The organism is Solirhodobacter sp. (assembly GCF_964715405.1).
In genome coordinates, this window is record NZ_CBAICG010000004.1 from 123,259 (window position 1) to 142,319 (window position 19,061).

The window sequence follows — 19,061 nt, forward strand, 5'->3', positions numbered from 1 at the left end:
CTCAGGCCGCTTCCCCCGACAGGGCCCCCTCAAGACCCATCGCGCTAACGAGACTCCAGCCGATGCCGCGATCGGCCGGGGTCAGAGGGCGGCTGATCCGATCGCAACGGGCTGCGGCGCGCCCGTTTCGACCATCCTTGACAGACAGGCGTCGAGGCCGGGCAGCGCCTCGCGTCCGCCATGCCCCGTCACCGAGATCGCGGCGGCGGCGTTTGCGAACAGGGCGCTGGCGAGCGGGGATTTTCCCTCGGTGAGGGCGAAGGCATAGGCGCCGTGAAAGCAATCGCCGGCCCCCGTGGTATCCACCGGCCGTACCTTGTGGGCCGGGATGTGCCAGGAAACGGCATCGCCCCTTTGCCGGACATAGGCCCCTTGCTCGCCATTGGTCAAAACCACCGCAGCCCGGTCATGCGACCACAGGTGGTTCAGGATCGCCACAGGATCGCTTTCCCCGGTCTGGGTTCGGGCGAATTCATAGGGCAGCACCAGATGATCCGAGATCGCCAGCAAAGCCTCGGTCGCGGGCCCGATGCTCCGTTCGATGTCGGCCACCACCGCCAGACCCAGTTTCCGGGCCCGCACGACGACGGAATGGGAATGGGTCGCGTAGCTGTCGATCAACAGGACTCTGGCCTGCGCAAGGACATCATCGCTCAACGCGTCCGAGGTGCCATGCGGGACGGCGTCATCGAAGGCGATGAACCTTTCGCCATCCGGCGCGACAATGATCACCGATTGAATCGGCCGGGCATCCTCCCGCCGCGGCGCAAGGGAAATGTCGACGCCGTGCAATTCAAGCTCGCGGGCGGACAGGTCATCGGGCGGCTGATCCGTCAGCCACCCGATGAAACCGGCCCGTCCGCCCAAAGTGGCTGCCGCAACGAGGGCTGTCGCCACGTTGCCGCCGTGATCGGTGATGCGCTTGGTCACCCTCCCCTTCCCAAAAGACAGCGCCCGATCGACATAAAGAATGTGATCGACCGACATGGACCCGAACCCCAGGATCTGAAGCGGGTCTGCCATGCCTCAGAGGCCCGCGGCCTTCAGGGCCGCTTCTGGCGGCATCAGGTCGTGAATCACGGCCCTGAACGCCGTCGCAGCCTTGGTGGTGTCGCCATGGCCCCACAGATTGCGCCCGACGATGGCGCCCCGCGCGCCTGCCCGCAGGGCATCGGCGGTCTGTTGCAAGGCGCCCAGAAGCGTCTCGGTCTTCGGGCCGCCGGCAATGACGACCGGCACCGGGCAGGCGGCCACGGTTTGCTTGAACGAGTCAAAGTCGCCGGTATAGCCGACCTTGATCACGTCGACTCCCGTCTCGATGCCGATCCGCACGGCATAAGCGATTTCATCCGGGGTAAAGACGATCTTGCCGCCGTCCGCGAAGTCGCGCGGATAGATATGCGCCACGACCGGCATTTCGAAGCGGGCCGCGGCCCTGACGGAATCGGTCAGCCAGCGAATGTAGTGGCCTTCCGTAGTGCCGCGCACCTGGATCGCAACGGCCAGCGCATCGGCCCCGTAGCGCACCGCATCTTCGGGCGTGGCAACCAATTCGCTGATCCGGTCATCGACCGTAAAGCAGCCGGCCTGAACCACCAGCGCCGCCTTGCCCGCATACTGCGACCACAGATTCCGGGCGGCACCGGGCTGAATGGTGACGTAATCGGGCTTCCCGGCCATCACCTGTGCGAGCGCGCCCGGCAGATCCGCGAGACCGCCCTGACGCACGTTGCCATAGCCCACGAAATGGTCCACCGCGCCGCCGAACAGGCGGCCCGAGGGATGCGAAAACAGCCGTGATAGTCGAACTTTGGTTCCAAGGCCCATATCGGAGCCGCCCCCTTGATTTGAAGTTTGATCTGGTGTCGCAGGAGCCTAACTCGAAAGCAAAAGGTTACTCAATGTTTCGGCTTCTTTCGTTGAGAGCGCCCGTTCGACCGGCTCGGCCGGGACGAGCGGCGGGTCCGGGTCCGGTGACACCCCGGTCGGCGCACCTATCGAAGCCGCACTCGCGGGCACATTGTTGCTGCGGGGACTGACCTTCTGGCTACCCATGCTGCCCGGGATCTGGTTTGCGCGACGCGAGATCCGGATCCAATCCGATCACGGCCCAAGGCAGGATCCGGTGCCGACGCGATAGGCCGGCGGGTTAAGTCTTGGGATATCCGACGGTCTGCGCAAGGGTGACGAACTGCCCTTCGGGCAGGTTCAGGGCTTGTGCCAGCCCCGCCTGGTCCACCGCGCCGCGAAAGACCGTTCCAAGCCCTTCCGACGCGCAAAAGAGGTAGACGTTCTGCCCGATGAAAGCCGCGTCGACCGACGCATAGAGCCGTCGGTCTTCCAGTGAAACATCCGTCATCCGCTCGCCATGCGCGACATAGACAAGGTTCAGCGGCGCCACCGCAACGAAGTCCTGAACCCCCGTCCTTGCCCGCAGATCGCTGCGCGAATGAAGGGAAAGCGCATGCGCCATCGGATCATAAAGCCAGACGCCATCGGCCGTCACCGCATAGACGTCGATCACCATGACGTGGCGCCAGTAGGGTGCCGTCCTGTCGCCGTTCGGGCGGTTCACGCCGAACGCCGACCAAAGCAAGTCCGAGACAACCTGCTGCGGCAACGGAAGTGCGGAATAGTCGCGCGTCGAGTGCCGCCGCGACAAGGCATCAAGGACCGGCATCCCTCCCGATTTCCGGGCAGGCGGGAGCGCGACGAGGTCCGGGCCAAGCGTCTTCGTATCCCTGCCATCTTCGTCTCGTGCAGTCATTTCGGCTCTCCGCTAAGTGAAGGTTTTCAACACGCGCATCCGTGCCATTTCAACTCAACCCCGCCGCTTTCAGGATTGCACGCCGCAGCAAAGCCTCGACCAGCGGCAGCTTGTAGGCATTCCCCGAAAGTGGCGTCGCCCCTTCCAGACCCGCTACTGCAGCCGCCGCTGCAAGCCCCACGTCGAGACGGCACCCGGTCAGATAAGCCTCTGCCGCGGTTGCACGATAGGGTGCGGGCGAGACGGCGCCGAGAATGATCCTGGCCTCCGTGCAAAGACCGTCATCCGTCATCCCCAGCACGACCGCCACCTCTGCAATCGGCCAATCGACACCGGCGCGTTCGCCGAGCCGCAAATACGCCATCCGCACGCCTGCCCCCACAGGTGGCAGCACGACCGACGTCACGATTTCATTGGCGTCAAGCGCAGTCTCGCGCTGCACGTCTTGATCGGGCAGAACGAAGAACCCTTCCAAGGGCACCCGACGCACAACGCCGTCGGAGTCCGAAATCTCCAGCATGGCGCCCAGTGCCACCAGCGCCACAGCAAGGCTGGACGGATGGACGATGGCACAAAGGCTGTTGTGAAAGATCGCGTGGTACCGGTTCTCGCCGTTCAAGGCGAAACAATGCCCGCCGCCCTTCCTCAGGCAATGGAATTCCGCGGCCCGGAAATACCAGCAACGCGGACGTTGCAGCAGATTGCCGCCAACCGTCGCGACGGCGCGGATCTGCGGACTTGCGGCATCCATCGCCGCCTCGGCCAAGGCAGGATACCGCGCCCGCACAAGGTCGTTTTCCGCCATGCACCGAACCGTCGCCATCGCGCCGATCCGCAGACTGCCGTTTTCCACGTCTGAAATATCATCAAGGCCGCGGACCGCGGAAAGGCTCACAACCGTTTCCGGGGCGAGGAGCCCCTCCTTCAGCAGGTCCAACAGGTCGGTGCCCCCCGCCTTGATGACGGCGGAGCCGTGCACAGGGCCGGGCGGCGCCGCCATCATGTCGGCAACCGTCCTTGACGCCGCTTTGCCCGCCTCTTCGACGGTTTGAGGGTGTGCAAGCGCAAAGGCGTTCATCATGTCAGGCCCTCACCTTTCCCAGCGCGGCAAGCACCCTGTCGGGCGTCATCGGCAGGTGGCGAAGCCGAACGCCGAGCGCGTTGTAAACCGCATTGGCAATCGCCGGGGCGGTGGCGATGTTCGACGGCTCGGCGATGCCATAGGCATCGGTCGCGCTTTGGCCCTGATAATTCTCCAGCACGACGACCTCGATCGTCGGGGCGTCGTCGGCGCCGCCAAACTTGTAGAACTCCAGATTTGGGTTGACCATTCGGCCGGTGGGGCGGTCCAGAATGCGGTTCTCGAACAGGGCGTAGGACAGGCCCATCAGCACACCGCCCTGAACCTGGCTTTCGATCAGAAGCGGATTGATCGGTCGGCCGCAATCCTGCACCGCCACGACGCGCTCCACCCGGATGATCCCAGTTTCGGTATCGACCGCGACCTGGGCGAATTGCACCCCGCCGAGATCGGTCTGCGCCATCGCCGCATCGCCCATCCGCCGCTTGAAACCGCCGTAGTCATCGGCGCGCGCGGCAACCGCGCTGACGTCGTCCGTCGGCAATTGCGCCGCGACCTCGGCAAAAGCCATGCCCCGATCAGGATCGCCGCGCAATTCGATGCGGCCGTTTCGGGCAACGAGGTCCGACGGATCGGCGTTCAACACGCGCCCCGCCAGCCGCAACAGAACTTGCAGCACCTGCCAGGCAGCCGTGCGCGCCGGGGGCGTGATCGACGCCGTGGTGCGGCTGCCGTAGGAGGGCGGCCCGGACGGGAAATCGGTGTCGCCGATGCGCGCGGTAACCGCCTCGGCGGCCAGTCCGAAGACTTCGGCCACAGTCTGCGCAAGCACGGTGCCAACTCCGGTTCCGATATCCTGCACGCTCGACAGCACCTCCACCGAGCCGTCTCGCAGCACGCGCACCTGGCAGGACGAGTTGAGCTGAACATTGGCGCCCCACAGCGACTGCGCCACGCCAAGGCCGCGCTTCACCGGCCCGGCATCCGCACCGGGCAGATGCCGCGTTGCCCAGCCGATCCGCTCCGCGCCGATCCGTCGCTCTTCCCGCCGCACCGGGCTCGGGTCAATCCTGTCGCGCAGGGCCAAGGGGTCGAGCGCCAGCTTTTCTGCAAGGTCATCGACCAGTTGTTCCAGCGCAAACGCGCCGGGCGTATTGCCGGGCCCGCGCATGGCACATCCGGGCCCGGCATTGGTGAATACGTCGTATTGCGCCGACGAAAAATCCGGGCAGGTATACAGGGTCTGCGCGACATTTCCGACACCTGCACCCAGTCCGACTCCGGCGGTGCCGTAACTCTCCAGTTCGATCGCCGTCAGCGTGCCGTCACGCTTTGCGCCGATCCGCAGATGCTGCCAGGTGCCCGGACGGTTGCCGGCATCCAATTGCTCGTCGTGCCGGTCGAGCACGATCCTGACCGGCGCCTTGGCCATGCGCGACAGCGACACGGCAATCCTGCCATATTGACCCAGCGACGACTTTGAGCCGAATCCGCCCCCCATGGCATCGACCACCACCCGCACGCGGTTGAGCGGCAGGCCGAAAGCATGCGCCAGTTCATGGCGGACCCCGGCGGTGAACTGGGTTGACAGGTGCACCGTCAGCCCATCATCACGCCAATCCGCAACGATCGCGTGGGGTTCCATGCAGCAATGGGTTTGCACCTGGGTGCTGTAGTCGCCCTCCACGGTGACGTCCGCTTCGGCAAATCCCCGCGCCGTGTCCCCCCGGCTGTCCATCGCCGGCCCGCGCAGATTGCCGTGCAACGGCAGATTGGCCCGCGCGGGAAAGCCGGATGCAGATCCCTGCGGCGCCCATTGTGCCTCGTGCACGAGCGGAGCATCAGGTTGACGTGCCGCATCCATATCCACGACGAACGGCTTCGGATCATAGTCCACCCGGACGAGCCGCATCGCCTCGGCGGCAATTGATGCCGACCGGGCCGCGAACGCGGCAACCGGCGCTCCCGCATAGCGCAGCACGTCCGACCCCGGGGTGGCAGGATCCACCAAGGCGATTGCCGCATACACTCCCGGATAGGCTGCAGCGGCCGACAGGTCGATGGCGCGCACACGGGCGTGCACATACGGCGACCGCAGAATTGCCCCCTGCAACATCCGCGGCAGCACGACATCGACCGTAAACTGCGCGGCGCCGGTGACCTTTGCCCAGCCATTCTGGCGCGGAACCGCCTTCCCGATCACGGCAAGGTCCGCGTTGGGGGGCAGCGGTGGCGGTTCGTCCGGCGGAACCAGACGGTCCACTTCGCTCAGACCGGCGCTTGCAATTCCGAAGGGAAAGGTCTCGTGCCGCTCCGACCGATCTTCCGACATCGTCATTCCCTCAGGGCTTTCGCGGCATCAAGCGTTGCCGAAACCACGTGCGGATAGGTGCCACACCGGCAAAGATGCCCGCTGATCGCGCGGATCACGTCGCCGGGGGCGGGATCGGGCGAATGAACCAGAAGCGCCGCACAGCTCATCACCATGCCCGGCGTGCAAAAGCCGCATTGCATCGCATCGTGCGCGATGAACGCCGCCTGCACCGGGTGAAGCTCACCGCCCTGGGCAAGACCCTCGATCGTACGGACGTCCCGGCCCTCCGCCTCGTGTGCCAGCATCATGCAGGAACAGACAGGCGCGCCATCAAGCCAGACCGTGCAGGCCGAGCAGGCGCCGCGATTGCAGGCAATCTTGGTTCCGCTCAACCCGAGCGGCCCTCGCAGCGCCTCGGCAAGCGTCATGCGGGGCTCGGCGCTGATCGTGCGTCTTGTGCCGTTGACACTTAGCGTCAGGGCATCCGCACCAGGACCGACAATTCTCATCTGACTTGGCCCCTCGCCATGTGCGGCCGCCGATCCGGCCATTGGCGTTGCAGCCGCAACCGCCTGCGAACCCGCGCCCGCAAAAGCCCGCCACGACGCCTCCACAGCCCAATATGCTCCGCCCCGCGCCGGCCTCAATTGACGCAGATCAACCCCGTGCATCGCGGAACCGACCATCGGCGCAAGGTCGCCGCCCTGCCCGCCGCAGGCCGCGCATGGACGTGATCGTTCTGGCCCAATCGTTCTGGCCCACATCGAAAAGCAATCGCGCCTTGGCCTGGGCAGCGATGCGTTGCCCGGTGGGCGAATGCCTGCATTCGCCGCAAGGGGCCGCCCAAGGATGACGGAAGACCTGAAGGAAGCCGGTCTCCCCCTGGGTCACCGGCGGGTCGGGCGGCGGCTGCGCGAAAACGGGATCCCTGTTGAAAGAACACGCAAATTCAAAGTGGAGGAGGATCAGAGAATGATCCGGAAGATCATTTTCCCGACGACGCACGGACAGCGATCACACCTTCAACATCGCGCCGAACCCGCTAAAGCGCGGCTTCCCTGCGGATGGGCCAAAGCGGCACAAATACGCGACAACTCCACTGCCGGAGGCGCTTCGCGAAACGGCGCCTTCACCCTGTTCGTGCGACCTACGCCTCAAAGCGACCCGTGGCATCACGATCGCGCTCGTATCGTCTGATGATCGGAAACGGCGGCAACCAGGCTTCGCGCCGGATGGTCCAGAGTTCGTAGGTCGGCATCAACTGGTCGGGGGCATCCAGCGATCCCAGGTTCACTTCGATTTCGTCGGCGGTGCGCGCGAAAACGGGTGACCCGCAGCGGGGGCAGAAATACCGCCCGGCATAGTCGCGTGTGTCGCCCTCGATCGTGACCGCATCCTGCGGGAACACCGCGGAGGCGTGAAACAGGGCCCCATGATGCTTGCGGCAATCGAGGCAATGACAAAGGCCGACCCGGTAGGGTTGCCCCGACGCCACGATGCGGACCTTGCCGCAGAGGCAACCGCCCGTGAATCGGTCCATGCTGCGTCTCCTCAGAAATCAAGCGGTTGGAGTGGTTACAACGAATAGCCCGGTCCCTGCAATTGCCGCTGCGGGCGGGGAACCAGCGCAGCGTTGCAATAACGCCAGTCCGCCGTGCGGCAGATCCGAGGTGCGGATCTTCCCCTGATTTGCGCGTAAAGCCACGGAATCACATAGCGATTTCCTGATGGTTTGGGCAACCACGCCATCCGTTACAAAAAATTCACTCCCCGCCGAACACGGATTCCACTATTCATGATTTATGGAATCGAAAGCCGCTGCCGACATCTTCACTGTTCTGGGCCATGAGGGCCGTCTCTCGGTGTTCCGGCTGCTGATGCGCCATGCGCCGCAGGGGGTGCGGGCGGGCGAGATCGCCGAGGTGCTGGGGCTGAAGCCAAACACCGCCTCGGTCTATCTTGGCGCGCTGGAACAGGCCGGGCTGATCACCGGCCGCCGCGAGGGCCGGGCGATCTACTATGCCATCGACCTTGCCCGCACGGGCGGGCTGGTCGACTACCTGCTGACCGATTGCTGCCGGGGGCGGCCCGACCTCTGCGCGCCCGCAACCCTCGCCTCGCTTGCCCCCAGTCAAGGGAACCCGCACATGCCCACCCGCGCCTTCAACGTGCTGTTCATCTGTTCGGGCAATTCCGCCCGGTCGATCTTTGCCGAAACGATCCTGACGACGGAAGGCCACGGAAAGTTCCGCGCCTTTTCAGCCGGAACCCGGCCGCGGTCGGAACTGAACCCTTTTGCGCTGGAGGTGCTGAAGCGCAACGGGCATGACACCTCGGGCCTGCGCGCCAAGAATGTGGACGAGTTCCGCCAGCCCGGCGCGCCGAAGCTCGATTTCGTCTTCACCGTCTGCGACACCGCCGCGCATGAGGACTGCGCGCCCTGGCTTGGCCAGCCGATGACCGCGCATTGGGGGATGCCCGATCCGGTGAAGGCCGAGGGAACCGATGCCGAAATGGCGCTGGCCTTCGCGCGCACCTATGCCGAACTTCTGCGCCGCATCCGCGCCTTCGTGGCGCTGCCGGTCGAGTCGCTGCAACGGGTCGCGCTGCAACATCGCCTCGACGACCTCGGGCACGCGGCCGAGGCATGAGCCGGATCGCGATCAACGGCCTTGGCCGCATCGGCAAGCTGGTGCTGCGCGCGCTGGTGGATCAGGGCATTGCGGGCGAGATCGTGCTGCTGAACGATCCCGTCGGCACCCCCGATCAGCACGCGCTGCTGATGGAATTCGACTCGGTGCACGGCCGCTGGGGCGCGTCCATCGCCCATGACGCCGACAGCCTGACGATCAATGGCGCGCGGATGCGGCTGACGGCGGCGCGGCGGATCGAGGATCTGCCGCTGGCCGAACTGGGCATCGACCTGGTGATCGACTGCACCGGGGTGTTCAAGACCGCGGCGAAGATCGCGCCCTATCATGCGGCGGGGGTGAGGAAGGTCGTGGTCTCGGCCCCGGTGAAGGATGGCGGCGCGCTGAACCTGGTCTACGGGGTGAACCATCACCTCTACGATCCGGCGACGCATCATCTGGTCACGGCGGCGAGTTGCACCACGAACTGCCTCGCGCCGGTGGTGAAGGTGATCCACGAGGCGATCGGCATCCGGCACGGCTCGATCACCACGATCCACGATGTGACCAACACCCAGACGATGGTGGACCGCCCCGCCAGGGACATGCGCCGCGCCCGTTCGGCGCTGGTGAACCTGATCCCGACCACCACCGGCTCGGCCACCGCGATCACGCTGATCTACCCGGAGCTGAAAGGGCGGCTGAACGGCCATGCGGTGCGGGTGCCGCTGTTGAATGCCTCGCTGACCGATTGCGTGTTCGAGGTGACGCGGGCGACGACCGAGGCCGAGGTGAACGCGCTCTTCAAGGCCGCCGCCGAAGGTCCGCTCAAGGGCATCCTTGGCTATGAAGAGCGGCCGCTGGTGTCGTCGGACTACCTCAACGACCCGCGATCCGCGATCATCGACGCGCTGTCGACGATGGTGGTGAACGGCACGCAGGTGAAGATCTACGCGTGGTATGACAACGAATGGGGCTATTCCTGCCGTCTGGCCGACATCGTCCGGATGGTGGCGGGATCGCTGTGACCGACAGCCCCACCCGCAGCGGCGCGATGCCCGCCTATCTGGCCGTCACGGTGGCCTATTGGGCCTTCATGCTGACGGATGGCGCGCTTCGGATGCTGGTGCTGCTGCATTTCGACATGCTGGGCTTCACGCCGATTCAACTGGCCTGGCTGTTCCTGCTCTATGAGGTGGCGGGGATCGGCACCAACCTTGTCGCCGGCTGGGTCGCGCTGCGCTACGGGCTGACCAGCACGCTTTACGCCGGGCTCGGGCTTCAGGTCGCGGCGCTGGTGGCGCTGGCGCAGCTTGATCCGGGCTGGAGCCTGCCCGTTTCCGTCGCCTACGTGATGGTGACGCAGGGCGTCTCGGGGGTGGCCAAGGATCTGGCCAAGATGTCGTCGAAAAGCGCGGTGAAGCTTTTGGCGCCCAAGGCCGAGGGCGGGCTCTTTCGCTGGGTCGCGGTGCTGACAGGATCGAAGAACGCGGTGAAGGGCGTCGGCTTCTTTCTGGGCGCGGCGCTACTGGCGGCGTTCGGCTTTCGCGCGGCGATCTGGATCATGGCGGGCGGGCTTGGCGCGATTGCCGCAGCGGTGGCGGTGGTCATGCCAACCGGGCTGGCGGGGGGCAAGCGCGGGGCCCCGTTCGGCGCGGTGTTCTCGCGTGATGCGCGCATCAACCGGCTGTCGCTGGCGCGGCTGTTCCTGTTCGCCGCGCGCGATGTGTGGTTCGTCGTCGGCATCCCGATCTACTTCGACGCCGTGCTGTCGGATGGCACCCCGGCCGGCAACCGCGCCGCGTTCTTCCTTGTCGGCGGGTTCATGGCGGCCTGGGTCATCGCCTACGGCGCGGTGCAGGCGGCGGCGCCCCGGCTGGTGCGCGCGACCGGACGACCCGAGGCCGCAATCGTCCGCCTTGCCACCCTCTGGGTGCTGGCGCTGACGGTGATCCCGCTGGCGCTGGCGGGGATCGCGGGGCTTGCCGGTGGCCCCTCCCCCGCGCTGACGGTGACGCTGGTGCTGGGGCTGATGGGCTTTGGCTATGTCTTCGCGATCAACTCCTCGATCCATTCCTACCTGATCCTCGCCTTCGCCAAGGCCGAGCGGGTGACGATGGACGTGGGGTTCTACTACATGTCGAACGCCGCCGGGCGGTTGCTTGGCACGCTCCTGTCGGGCGTCAGCTATCAGGTCGGCGGCCTGCCGCTCTGCCTTGGCACGGCGGGGGTGATGTCGGCGCTGAGCTGGCTCGCGATGCGGCGGATCGACGGCTGAGCGGGCGCAACAACCGGATGCCGCCGCGCTGTTGCGGCGATGCGGCCATCGCAAGTAGTTCTCCTGTCGGATCCCGATGCGCCAGATCGACCTAGGTCGCGCTCCCCTTTCCTCGGGCGGACCTTCCCGATGCGTTGGGATCGAGGCGTGCCTTGAGCACTTCCGGCTCGAACGACTCCGCAGCACGGGAACCCATGATCGTTTCTCGCCAGCCGTCAGGATCCATTGCTTGTTCTCCCTCTGGGGAGAGCGTGATCAAACGCACTCCTCCATCCATGCCCAATTCGCAGACAGCAACAACCCGGCCAGTGCCAAAATCCACGTACCCAAGTCCCTTGAGGTGCCATAATCGACGACCCGAGGGATAGGCGAATCCACGACTTTGCAGCCACCTATGCGTCCGGCGAAGCAATCCGTGTTGTCGCCGCGTTCCACCGCAGGGCCGACCTTGCGCGCGCCGGGATACTTGCGCCTGCAGAACGGGGGGCCAGTTGCTTTGCAGCAATAGCGCGCTCGACCAACTGGTCGCGGCATCGACGAACCACCACGTTCCGAGGCGGTGATCCCGACTCGCGCCGGGCCACACCAGCACGACCGCGGCACCTGCCGTCGGGCAAGGTGCCCGCATGATCACGCTGCACGACGTCGCCGCTCGCCAGCGCGGTGCGGTCGGCGACTGACTTTTCGCTGAGCGCGGCGTTCTGTCGCCAGATGGCGGAAACCAGCCTGTTCCTGACCCTGCTCTCACCGTGATCGTCCGGGCTGACCTGCATCAACCCGGCCCGCGGGGAATCGGGCGAGGGTGAGGCGTGGCGTTCGAATAACCGACCGTCGCCTCGCTGTTCCCGAGTTCCGGTGTAGCCCGTTGGCGGGTTCCTGTCCCTTTGCATCCCCAATGCAACCGGCGGGCTTCACCAATTTGGAACCTTACTGAAAGGAACCTCTCCATGACCCCGACTCCCCCGACCACCCCGCAGGCCAAGACCTCTGCCGCTGAAGACAAGATGAAGACCGTCAAGGCGGCAATGGACAAGGCGCCCTCCGGACCCAAGAAGGACGCCGCGCTGAAGCACTACCAGGCTGCCGAGAAGGCCCACACGGCCAAGAATGACGCCGACTGCATCAAGGAACTGGATGCAGCGACCCACGCTCTCGTCTGAGCGGTTGGGCGACTCGTGACGACGCTGCCTCGGCACGTCGTGCCGGGGCGGCACTGGGACCGACGATGGCAAGCCTGCGCCGGATCGTGTTCGCGTCCGCGCGTGTGGTTGGCTGGGGAAGGCGCCCTGCCGCAGCAGCGGGGCCACTCTGGTCGAGATAGGTAATGCCGAACTCGGCCAGTTCGACAAGGCCATTGAAGTTGTCGAAGGTCGCCTTGCCATCGCGGAAGGTCAGCAGGCCGCGTTCGCGCAACTGGCGCAGCACGCGGTTGGTGTGGACCGCACTCAGGCCGAGAGCATCGGCCAGCAGGTATTGCGACAGCGGGCAGGCGTAACCGCTTTTGGTGCCCAGACCGACCAGCATCAGCCGGGCCCCGAGTTCCAGCAGCAAATGCGCCGTGCGTTGGATCGAGTTGCGTCGACCAAGGTCGATCAGGTGTTCCACCACCATCGCCTCATCGCGCGATGCCGCCCAGAGCACGGCGGTCGCCAGCCGCGGTGACCGGCTGAAGGCGTCGATCAGGTCGCTGACCAATACTTCGGACGCCTCAATCTTGGTGACCGGCTCGACGTTGTGGTCGGCGACGCGCAACAGCACGCTGCGAAGCCCAAGGAAATCGCCGGGGATGTTGAATCCGATGATCTGGCGCGTGCCATCGGGCAGCATCTTGTAGGAACACACCCAACCGCTCATCAGGATGTAGGCGGGCCGCTCCGACTGGCCCTGCTAGATCAGATCCTGCCCGGGCGGAAAGACATGGCGCCGTTTGTGCAGCGCGGCCACGGCGGCGAATTCCGCGTCCGACAAGGCCGCATAGGCGCCAAGCTTGCGGGCAAACGCAGTCTCACGAACCGGGATGGGCAAGGAATGTCCTTTCCGTTTGGCGATCGAGATGACGCCTGTTGCAAGATACCAGCACGTTATGGTCGCGCCCCCCCTGCGCCATGATCTGAATCAACTCGGCCCAGAGCGTTCCCGCGGAGATGACGATGCGGATGACGCCGTTCGGCCGGACGACCCGCCCGCGACAGCATTGGAAAGCTTTCCCCGATGACCCTCGCCCCGGATGTATCGGGAGATGCCGCGCTGGCGATCGTGGAATCGCTGATGCTCGCGTTGAACGACCGGAAGATCTTGCCGGAGGATGAGATTGTCGGCATCCTTAAAGATGCAGCTTTGGCCCCTGACGACATGCTGAAAACGCCGAAGGCCCCCGGCCACCACGCCTCCATGGCGGCCCTGATCAACCGCATCATCGCGGGCGGGAATTCGGTGTGCGGACCCTGACGTCGGACGCCGCGGCGATGCGACTGCACCTTCCTGGAACTTCCAACGTTGCGGCCATGGAGAGGATCCCTCTCGTTGATCGGAGAACACGCCGATCTCAGTTCTGCCCGCAGAGCGCGAGGTCGGGCCGACCGGGTCCAGACCAAGACCGCGCTCTGGCGGAAATGTCTGACGCTGGAGACCGATGCCGTCGCCATGCGGCCGATAAGGGACTGATCGCCTCGCGGTATGACCTGACCGTGGGTGGATGTCTTGAAGGTGCCATCCCGGCGTCAGGGCGCGGGGATGCGCCTGGTCAGGTAGAACAGGTCGCGGTTGTCGGGAAAAGAGACGAACCGCGGCAATGGGCTGCCATCGGCGGCTCGCTTGTCGGCCGCGCCCATGCCGGGCACCAGATGCTCGACGGCCAGCGCGCCGGGCTGGTGCTGGTAAAGCGCGAAATAGGTGAGGTCCGGCGTGTTCATGTCGAGCAGCATGGCGTAGGCGCAGCCATAGCCCTCGAAGGTCCGGGCCATCGCCGAGGGTGTCGCGGTCGAGAAATAGCCGTAGATCAGGAACCGCCGGGATCCGGTCTCCTTCAGGCAGGCCCCGGCGCGGAGGGTGCGCAGCTTCAGATCCGCCGTTCCGGACCAGTTGCCGCCCAGCCAGCTTGTCACCGAAGGGCCGGGAATGCCCGCGCCGCCCGCAGGGTCGGGTTCCAGCAGAGCCACGCCGTTCTGCCGCGCGAACCTGACCTGCGGCAACCGCGCGTCATCCTCGGCCGCCCAGGTCTTCATGTGGATACTGCCATCGTCGAGCACGAAGAGCGTGGCGAGGCCCGGCTGCAGCTTGCTCAGGATCACGCCCTGCTCGACGAACCCGTAGTGCGAGCCGTGGTTGACCAGCGACAGAGGCCCGCCCCTGAACGCCCCCTGCCTGCGCTTGAACCCCGCGGCGAACGTCGCGACAAGCCGCCCGGCAAGCGCCGGGCTGACCATGCCCAGCGGCACCAGCGGCGCAGGCGAGGCGACCCCGTCAGGGCCCGGCAACGCGGCGTTGCGCACCGACAGCGGCGGCCGCGGCGACCAGCCGAGGCCCGGATTGTTCGTGCCCACGGTGTAGCCCAGATCGAACTGCGCAAGATCGAAGGCGACGAAGTAGTCCATCGCGCGGGCCTCGGCACTGTCGAGCGGGTTGGTCGTGCCCGGTCCTTGCAGGATCGCGGCGTCGAGCGCCGCAGGCTGGATGGCGCTGGCGTAGACGCCGCCGACACCGGTGACGGGATACCATTGCCCCAGCGCCATCCGCCCCGGTGGCGTGCCGGTCAGGGCAAGACCGATCCCGGTCTGCACCGTCTGATGGCTGCTGGCGGCCGGGTCCGGGCCGTCGGCGGATCCCGTCGCCATCCCGGCAGCGCTGACGAGCGCGTCCCTGACGGCGCCGACGATCACGTCGCCGCCCCAGAGGCCCGAGCGAAGGAGGTCTGCCGTCCAGGCAAGCGTCGGTGTGCCCCCGCTGACATGGTTCCGCAGCAGGAGATGTCCACCGCACAGCGGCGCGTAGGCCGCGCCCGTTGCCCGCGCCTCGGCCAGCGCGGAGGGCGTCCCGCGCCATGGCTCGCAACGGGTCTCCTCGCCGCCGATCGTCATCACCAGCGTCGGCGGCATGTCGGTGGCAAGCGTCAGGGTCTGCTGCTGCGGGGCCGGGTTTTCGATGTGGAAGGTTTGCTGGGTCGGGTCGCCGTCCTTGCCGACCACCAGAAGAAACCACGCATTGCTGCCCGGGCCGAGCGAAATCAACCGGATCGGTTCGCCCGAGGCGAGACGTGCCGAGGTCTCCTGCCGAAACGGCTGCAACTCGATGATGCTCTTCGGTCGCTCGGCATCATATTGCGCGCGCTGGTCGGCCAGGACCTGCGCCGATTGCGCCACGGCGGCGCATCCGCCGCCGATGATCATCAGGAGCGCCAGCCGCAGCGCACGCTTGCGACCGAAAGGACGCGCGGATCGGCACGGTGGCTGGTCATTGGTCGTCATCTGCACTTCCTGCCATCATTGTGCTGCCCGCCGCGCGGTGCGGGGCGCGCCGGATTGCTTCCCAGTCTCGTCTCGGGCGCGCACCACCCGGTCACGGTGGCCCCGGCGCAGCCCCTACCGGCACGGCCACCTGTTACAGACGCCTTCGCCATGATGAGAGGCTCGTAACCATTCCGACCTTGCGGATCGCTGACTCGAAATGCGCGGGGCCCGTTGTGAGGCACCGCAGAGCAGGGTGCAACTCCCCGGCGGACCACGCGCTGGATCGCGGTCGGTCCACGTTGTCGTTCTGGCGGGCGCGCTCTCATCTCCACCGCCGATCTATCCGCCGCACGTTCGCCCCCCCAGACAGGCACTCCCAGATCGCAGCCGCCTCGCGCGATCTCCGGCGCGGCCCCCTGACCGGGATGTTGCCGACATCTCAGAGGCCGGCTCTATGCACGCAGATGCGTCTGGGGCCGGCTGGGGTGAGCGCCGGGTACGATCCGCATCGTTCAGAGCGTCAGTTGCGCATGCCAGCAGAGAACGCTGCCCTGGGCCGTCTGGTGATGCGCGGTGTGGACGGTCATTCTGGGCTCTGGGGCGGTGAAACTCAGGCTCGCGTCGATGCGATCCTTGGAGAAAAGAGACGTTTTCTGGTTTTGGTCGGAAAATATTACATTTCTGGGAGTCTTGGGTGTTGTGATACCCCATTTCGCGGTCTTGGGGAATTTTCGTCAGGCCTCTCCACGGGCATAATTCGGTTTTTCGTGAACTCTTACCCAACTGAAATCATTTCGCCGGGGGTCTTGCCGGAGAAATGTTACATCTTTCAGCGGGAATGTTAAGTTTCTGGCGAGAATGTTACATTTCTGAGTGGGTCGGCAACACCCTGCCAACATGGATGCGACAGGATCGACCCGAGGCTCAGGCAGGCGTTCGGCGTCCTCTCGATCAGGATGCAGGGCTCTTTTTCTGCGGGCTTGGTTCTCTCATCTGCACCGTCCTTGGTGACGTGCTCGATCGCGGCGGCGAGTTTGGCCCCCGGGAGCCGGTGGTTTGGTCACCGGAAGGTGTCGGCAAATGGAGGCATCCCCTTCGACGTCGCGCGGTTCTTCGAGGACATCGATTGGCCCTAGCCGTGCGCGCGGCGGGATCGGTCTCGGCACCGCCGCAGGCCCGTCCCCGCTGACGGAGGGGAAACTCCGTCCGGCAAGCATCCGTCACTGGAATGGAACCCGCCGCTCTTCATCGCGCACGCGAGCCGCATCTGATGTCGGCGCCGGGCGGCACGCTCGCGAAATGGCCCGGCCGACCGTCGCTGATCGCCGAGATCGAGGCCGGGCGCATCGGCATGGTCGTCGTCTACAAGATCGACCGCCTCACCCGCTCGCTTGCCGACTTCACCCGTCGCGTCGAACGACTGGGCGCGAAGGGGGCCTCCTCCGTCTCGGTGACACAGGCCTTCAACCCCGCTTCCTCGATGGCTCGGCTCACGCTTGACGTGCTTTCGCCCTTCGCCCAGTTCGAGCGCGAAGTGATCGCTTGTTTGCCCGCGTTGATTAGGTCGGCATCCTCTTCCCCGTCGAAGGGGAAACCCGCCGGAAGCGATGAACAGGCCGTCGGTGAGCAGGTCGTCAAGCGCGCCAGCGGCGGGCGGGCGGGTCTTTTGCATCAGATCGGCCCATTCAATTGCAACTGCACCAGGTCACGCCCCTTGAGGGCGGGCATGGCGCGGGCCTCGGTCGGGGAGGCGATCTGCAGGCCAAGGTCTTCAACGATGGTGCGGATCTTGCGGACCTGCTCGGCGTTGGAGGTGGAAAGCTTGCCGCGTTCCATGAACAGGCTGTCCTCCAGCCCGACCCGCACATGGCCGCCGCGCATGGCGGCTTGGGTGGCGAAGGGCATCTGGCTGCGCCCGGCGGCCAGAACCGACCATTCCGCGGCATCGCCGAACAGGCGATCTGCGGTGGCTTTCATGAAGGCCAGGTTCTCCCAATCCGCCGCGATCCCGCCAAGGATGCCGAAGATGGTCTGGATCAGGAAGGGCGGCTCGATGACCTTGCGGTCGACGAAATGGGCCAGGTTGTAAAGGTAGCCCACGTCGTAGCATTCATGCTCGAACCGGGTGCCGTGTTCTTTGCCCAACAGGTTGATGATCCGCTCGATATCGCCAAAGGTGTTGCGGAAGATGAAGTCCTTGGTGCCGCGCAGATAGGGCTGCTCCCAGTCGTGCTGCCACTCGGTCGGCCGTTCGGCCAGCGGGAAGATGGCGAAATTCATCGACCCCATGTTGAGCGAGCACATTTCCGGCTTGAAGCGCAGGGGGGCTTCCAACCGCTCTTCAACCGTCATGGTCAGGCCGCCTCCGGTTGTCAGGTTCAGCACCGCATCGGTGGCGGCATGGATGACGGGCAGGAACTGCGCGTAAAGTGCCGGATCTGAAGCAGGCCGACCCGAAACGGGATCGCGGGCGTGCAGGTGCAGGATTGCCGCCCCGGCTTCCGCCGCCTCGATGGCCGATTGGGCGATCTGGGCCGGGGTCACTGGCAGATAGGGCGACATCGAGGGCGTATGGATCGCGCCGGTGATCGCGCAGGTGATGATGACTTTCTTGGCCATGGGTCTTGTCCTCAGGTGGCACTGGTCGGGATCGTGGCGCGGGCGGCAAGCAGGGCGAGGAGGCTTTGGTCGCGCTCATCGGCGAAGGCCGAGACCGCTTTGCCGTCGACCGCTGCGGCCATCGCCTCGGCAATCGCCCGTTGTTCCGTGGGTCCGATCTCAGGGCTTCCAACTCGGCCCAAAGCTGTTGCTGCATCGGGGCGAATTGCGTCATGAACGCCTCCATGCCGCCAGCGCCGCCGGCCAGGTGATAGGTCAGGAACGGCCCCATCACGGCCCACCGCAGGCCCGGACCATCGGTCATCGCCTTGTCGATATCGGAAATCGAGGCGACGCCGGATTGCAGCATGTGGATCGCTTCGCGGAACACTGCCCCTTGCAGTCGGTTGGCGACGTGACCGAAGATTTCCTTGTGCAGGCGGATCGTGGACTTGCCGAGGCTTTGGTAGAACGCCTCTGCCCGTTCCAGAGCCTGCGGGCTGGTCAGCGCGCCGCCCGCCACTTCCACCAGCGGGATCAGGTGCGGCGGGTTGAAGGGATGGCCCAGAACCACCCGTTCGGGATGCCGACAGTCGCGCTGCATCGCCGTGATGTGATGGCCGAGGAACTGGAGGCGATCAGGATGTCGGGCCGGACGTGGGCGTCGATCTCGGCCAGCAGGGCCACCTTTTCCGCTTCGCGTTCGATGGCGTTTTCCTGAACGAAATCGGCGCCCTTGACCGCATCCCCCAGGTTTGGCTCAAACCGAAGCGTCCCGGTTTGGGCTTCCTTGACCAGACTGCGTGTTTCGCGTGATGGTGGGCAGGGGTTTCAGAGGATCATGGGCACGCATTTCGCGCGATCCCGGGCAGTGATTTCACGCGGAGGTGGGCAGTGATTTCGCGGGATCGCGGGCAGGTCTGGTCGGCAAACTGAGGATAGATGCCC

General features: G+C 65.7%; 14 protein-coding genes and 4 pseudogenes. 7 read left to right on the forward strand and 11 right to left on the reverse strand.

Features of this window, described 5'->3' with window-relative positions; all coding sequences use genetic code 11:
• Window positions 1-81: 81 nt before the first annotated feature.
• From AC11WY_RS02940 to AC11WY_RS02965, 6 genes are all read right to left on the reverse strand, one after another.
• Window positions 82-1,023 (reverse strand): PfkB family carbohydrate kinase, encoded by a 942-nt coding sequence (locus AC11WY_RS02940; protein WP_482922374.1) that lies wholly within the window; start codon window positions 1,021-1,023, stop codon window positions 82-84.
• 3 nt (window positions 1,024-1,026) lie between these two features.
• Window positions 1,027-1,755 carry a hypothetical protein gene (locus tag AC11WY_RS02945; RefSeq protein ID WP_482922376.1) on the reverse strand — a complete coding sequence of 243 codons (729 nt, stop codon included), beginning with the start codon at window positions 1,753-1,755 and terminating at the stop codon, window positions 1,027-1,029.
• A gap of 394 nt (window positions 1,756-2,149) precedes the next feature.
• Window positions 2,150-2,680 carry a nitroreductase family protein gene (locus AC11WY_RS02950; protein WP_482922378.1) on the reverse strand — a complete coding sequence of 177 codons (531 nt, stop codon included), beginning with the start codon at window positions 2,678-2,680 and terminating at the stop codon, window positions 2,150-2,152.
• 136 nt (window positions 2,681-2,816) lie between these two features.
• Window positions 2,817-3,848: an FAD binding domain-containing protein gene (locus AC11WY_RS02955; protein ID WP_482922380.1), complete on the reverse strand. Its 1,032-nt coding sequence runs from the start codon at window positions 3,846-3,848 to the stop codon at window positions 2,817-2,819.
• Window position 3,849: 1 nt separating this feature from the next.
• Window positions 3,850-6,180, reverse strand: coding sequence for a xanthine dehydrogenase family protein molybdopterin-binding subunit (locus AC11WY_RS02960; RefSeq protein ID WP_482922382.1), 2,331 nt, complete (start codon window positions 6,178-6,180; stop codon window positions 3,850-3,852).
• Window positions 6,181-6,182: 2 nt separating this feature from the next.
• Window positions 6,183-6,671: a (2Fe-2S)-binding protein gene (locus tag AC11WY_RS02965; protein WP_482922398.1), complete on the reverse strand. Its 489-nt coding sequence runs from the start codon at window positions 6,669-6,671 to the stop codon at window positions 6,183-6,185.
• Window positions 6,672-6,882: 211 nt separating this feature from the next.
• On the opposite strand from AC11WY_RS02965, the pseudogene AC11WY_RS02970 reads away from it, so the two are divergent.
• Window positions 6,883-7,240: pseudogene (locus tag AC11WY_RS02970) on the forward strand (hypothetical protein); the annotation flags it as partial.
• Between the two features lie 69 nt (window positions 7,241-7,309).
• On the opposite strand, the gene AC11WY_RS02975 reads toward AC11WY_RS02970, so the two are convergent.
• A complete protein-coding gene (locus AC11WY_RS02975) occupies window positions 7,310-7,702 on the reverse strand; it encodes a GFA family protein (protein WP_482922384.1) in 393 nt (130 codons plus the stop codon).
• 262 nt (window positions 7,703-7,964) lie between these two features.
• Between AC11WY_RS02975 and AC11WY_RS02980 the strand changes: the two genes are divergently transcribed.
• The 4 genes from AC11WY_RS02980 (at window position 7,965) to AC11WY_RS02995 (ending at window position 12,230) form a co-directional block, all read left to right on the forward strand.
• Window positions 7,965-8,813, forward strand: coding sequence for a metalloregulator ArsR/SmtB family transcription factor (locus AC11WY_RS02980; RefSeq protein WP_482922386.1), 849 nt, complete (start codon window positions 7,965-7,967; stop codon window positions 8,811-8,813).
• Complete coding sequence (locus AC11WY_RS02985) at window positions 8,810-9,820, forward strand: ArsJ-associated glyceraldehyde-3-phosphate dehydrogenase (protein ID WP_482922388.1); 1,011 nt, start codon at window positions 8,810-8,812, stop codon at window positions 9,818-9,820. The genes AC11WY_RS02980 and AC11WY_RS02985 overlap by 4 nt, the downstream gene beginning before the upstream one ends.
• Window positions 9,821-9,846: 26 nt before the next feature.
• Window positions 9,847-11,070: an organoarsenical effux MFS transporter ArsJ gene (gene arsJ, locus AC11WY_RS02990; protein WP_482922400.1), complete on the forward strand. Its 1,224-nt coding sequence runs from the start codon at window positions 9,847-9,849 to the stop codon at window positions 11,068-11,070.
• A gap of 947 nt (window positions 11,071-12,017) precedes the next feature.
• Window positions 12,018-12,230, forward strand: coding sequence for a hypothetical protein (locus tag AC11WY_RS02995; protein ID WP_482922390.1), 213 nt, complete (start codon window positions 12,018-12,020; stop codon window positions 12,228-12,230).
• 139 nt (window positions 12,231-12,369) lie between these two features.
• Here AC11WY_RS02995 and AC11WY_RS03000 read toward each other — a convergent pair.
• A pseudogene (locus AC11WY_RS03000) lies at window positions 12,370-13,089 on the reverse strand (Crp/Fnr family transcriptional regulator); the annotation flags it as partial.
• A 192-nt stretch (window positions 13,090-13,281) separates the two neighbouring features.
• Between AC11WY_RS03000 and AC11WY_RS03005 the strand changes: the two are divergent.
• Window positions 13,282-13,518 (forward strand): hypothetical protein, encoded by a 237-nt coding sequence (locus AC11WY_RS03005; RefSeq protein WP_482922392.1) that lies wholly within the window; start codon window positions 13,282-13,284, stop codon window positions 13,516-13,518.
• A gap of 272 nt (window positions 13,519-13,790) precedes the next feature.
• On the opposite strand, the gene AC11WY_RS03010 is transcribed toward AC11WY_RS03005, so the two are convergent.
• Window positions 13,791-15,533: a hypothetical protein gene (locus AC11WY_RS03010; protein ID WP_482922394.1), complete on the reverse strand. Its 1,743-nt coding sequence runs from the start codon at window positions 15,531-15,533 to the stop codon at window positions 13,791-13,793.
• Window positions 15,534-16,866: 1,333 nt separating this feature from the next.
• On the opposite strand from AC11WY_RS03010, the pseudogene AC11WY_RS03015 reads away from it, so the two are divergent.
• Window positions 16,867-16,995, forward strand: a pseudogene (locus AC11WY_RS03015) (recombinase family protein); the annotation flags it as partial.
• Between the two features lie 191 nt (window positions 16,996-17,186).
• Here AC11WY_RS03015 and kce read toward each other — a convergent pair.
• Entirely contained in the window at window positions 17,187-18,134 is a 948-nt protein-coding gene (gene kce / locus AC11WY_RS03020; protein ID WP_482922396.1) for a 3,5-dioxohexanoate:acetyl-CoA acetone transferase, read from the reverse strand.
• A 250-nt stretch (window positions 18,135-18,384) separates the two neighbouring features.
• Window positions 18,385-18,911: pseudogene (locus tag AC11WY_RS03025) on the reverse strand (3-hydroxyacyl-CoA dehydrogenase NAD-binding domain-containing protein); the annotation flags it as partial.
• Between the last annotated feature and the right edge of the window lie 150 nt (window positions 18,912-19,061).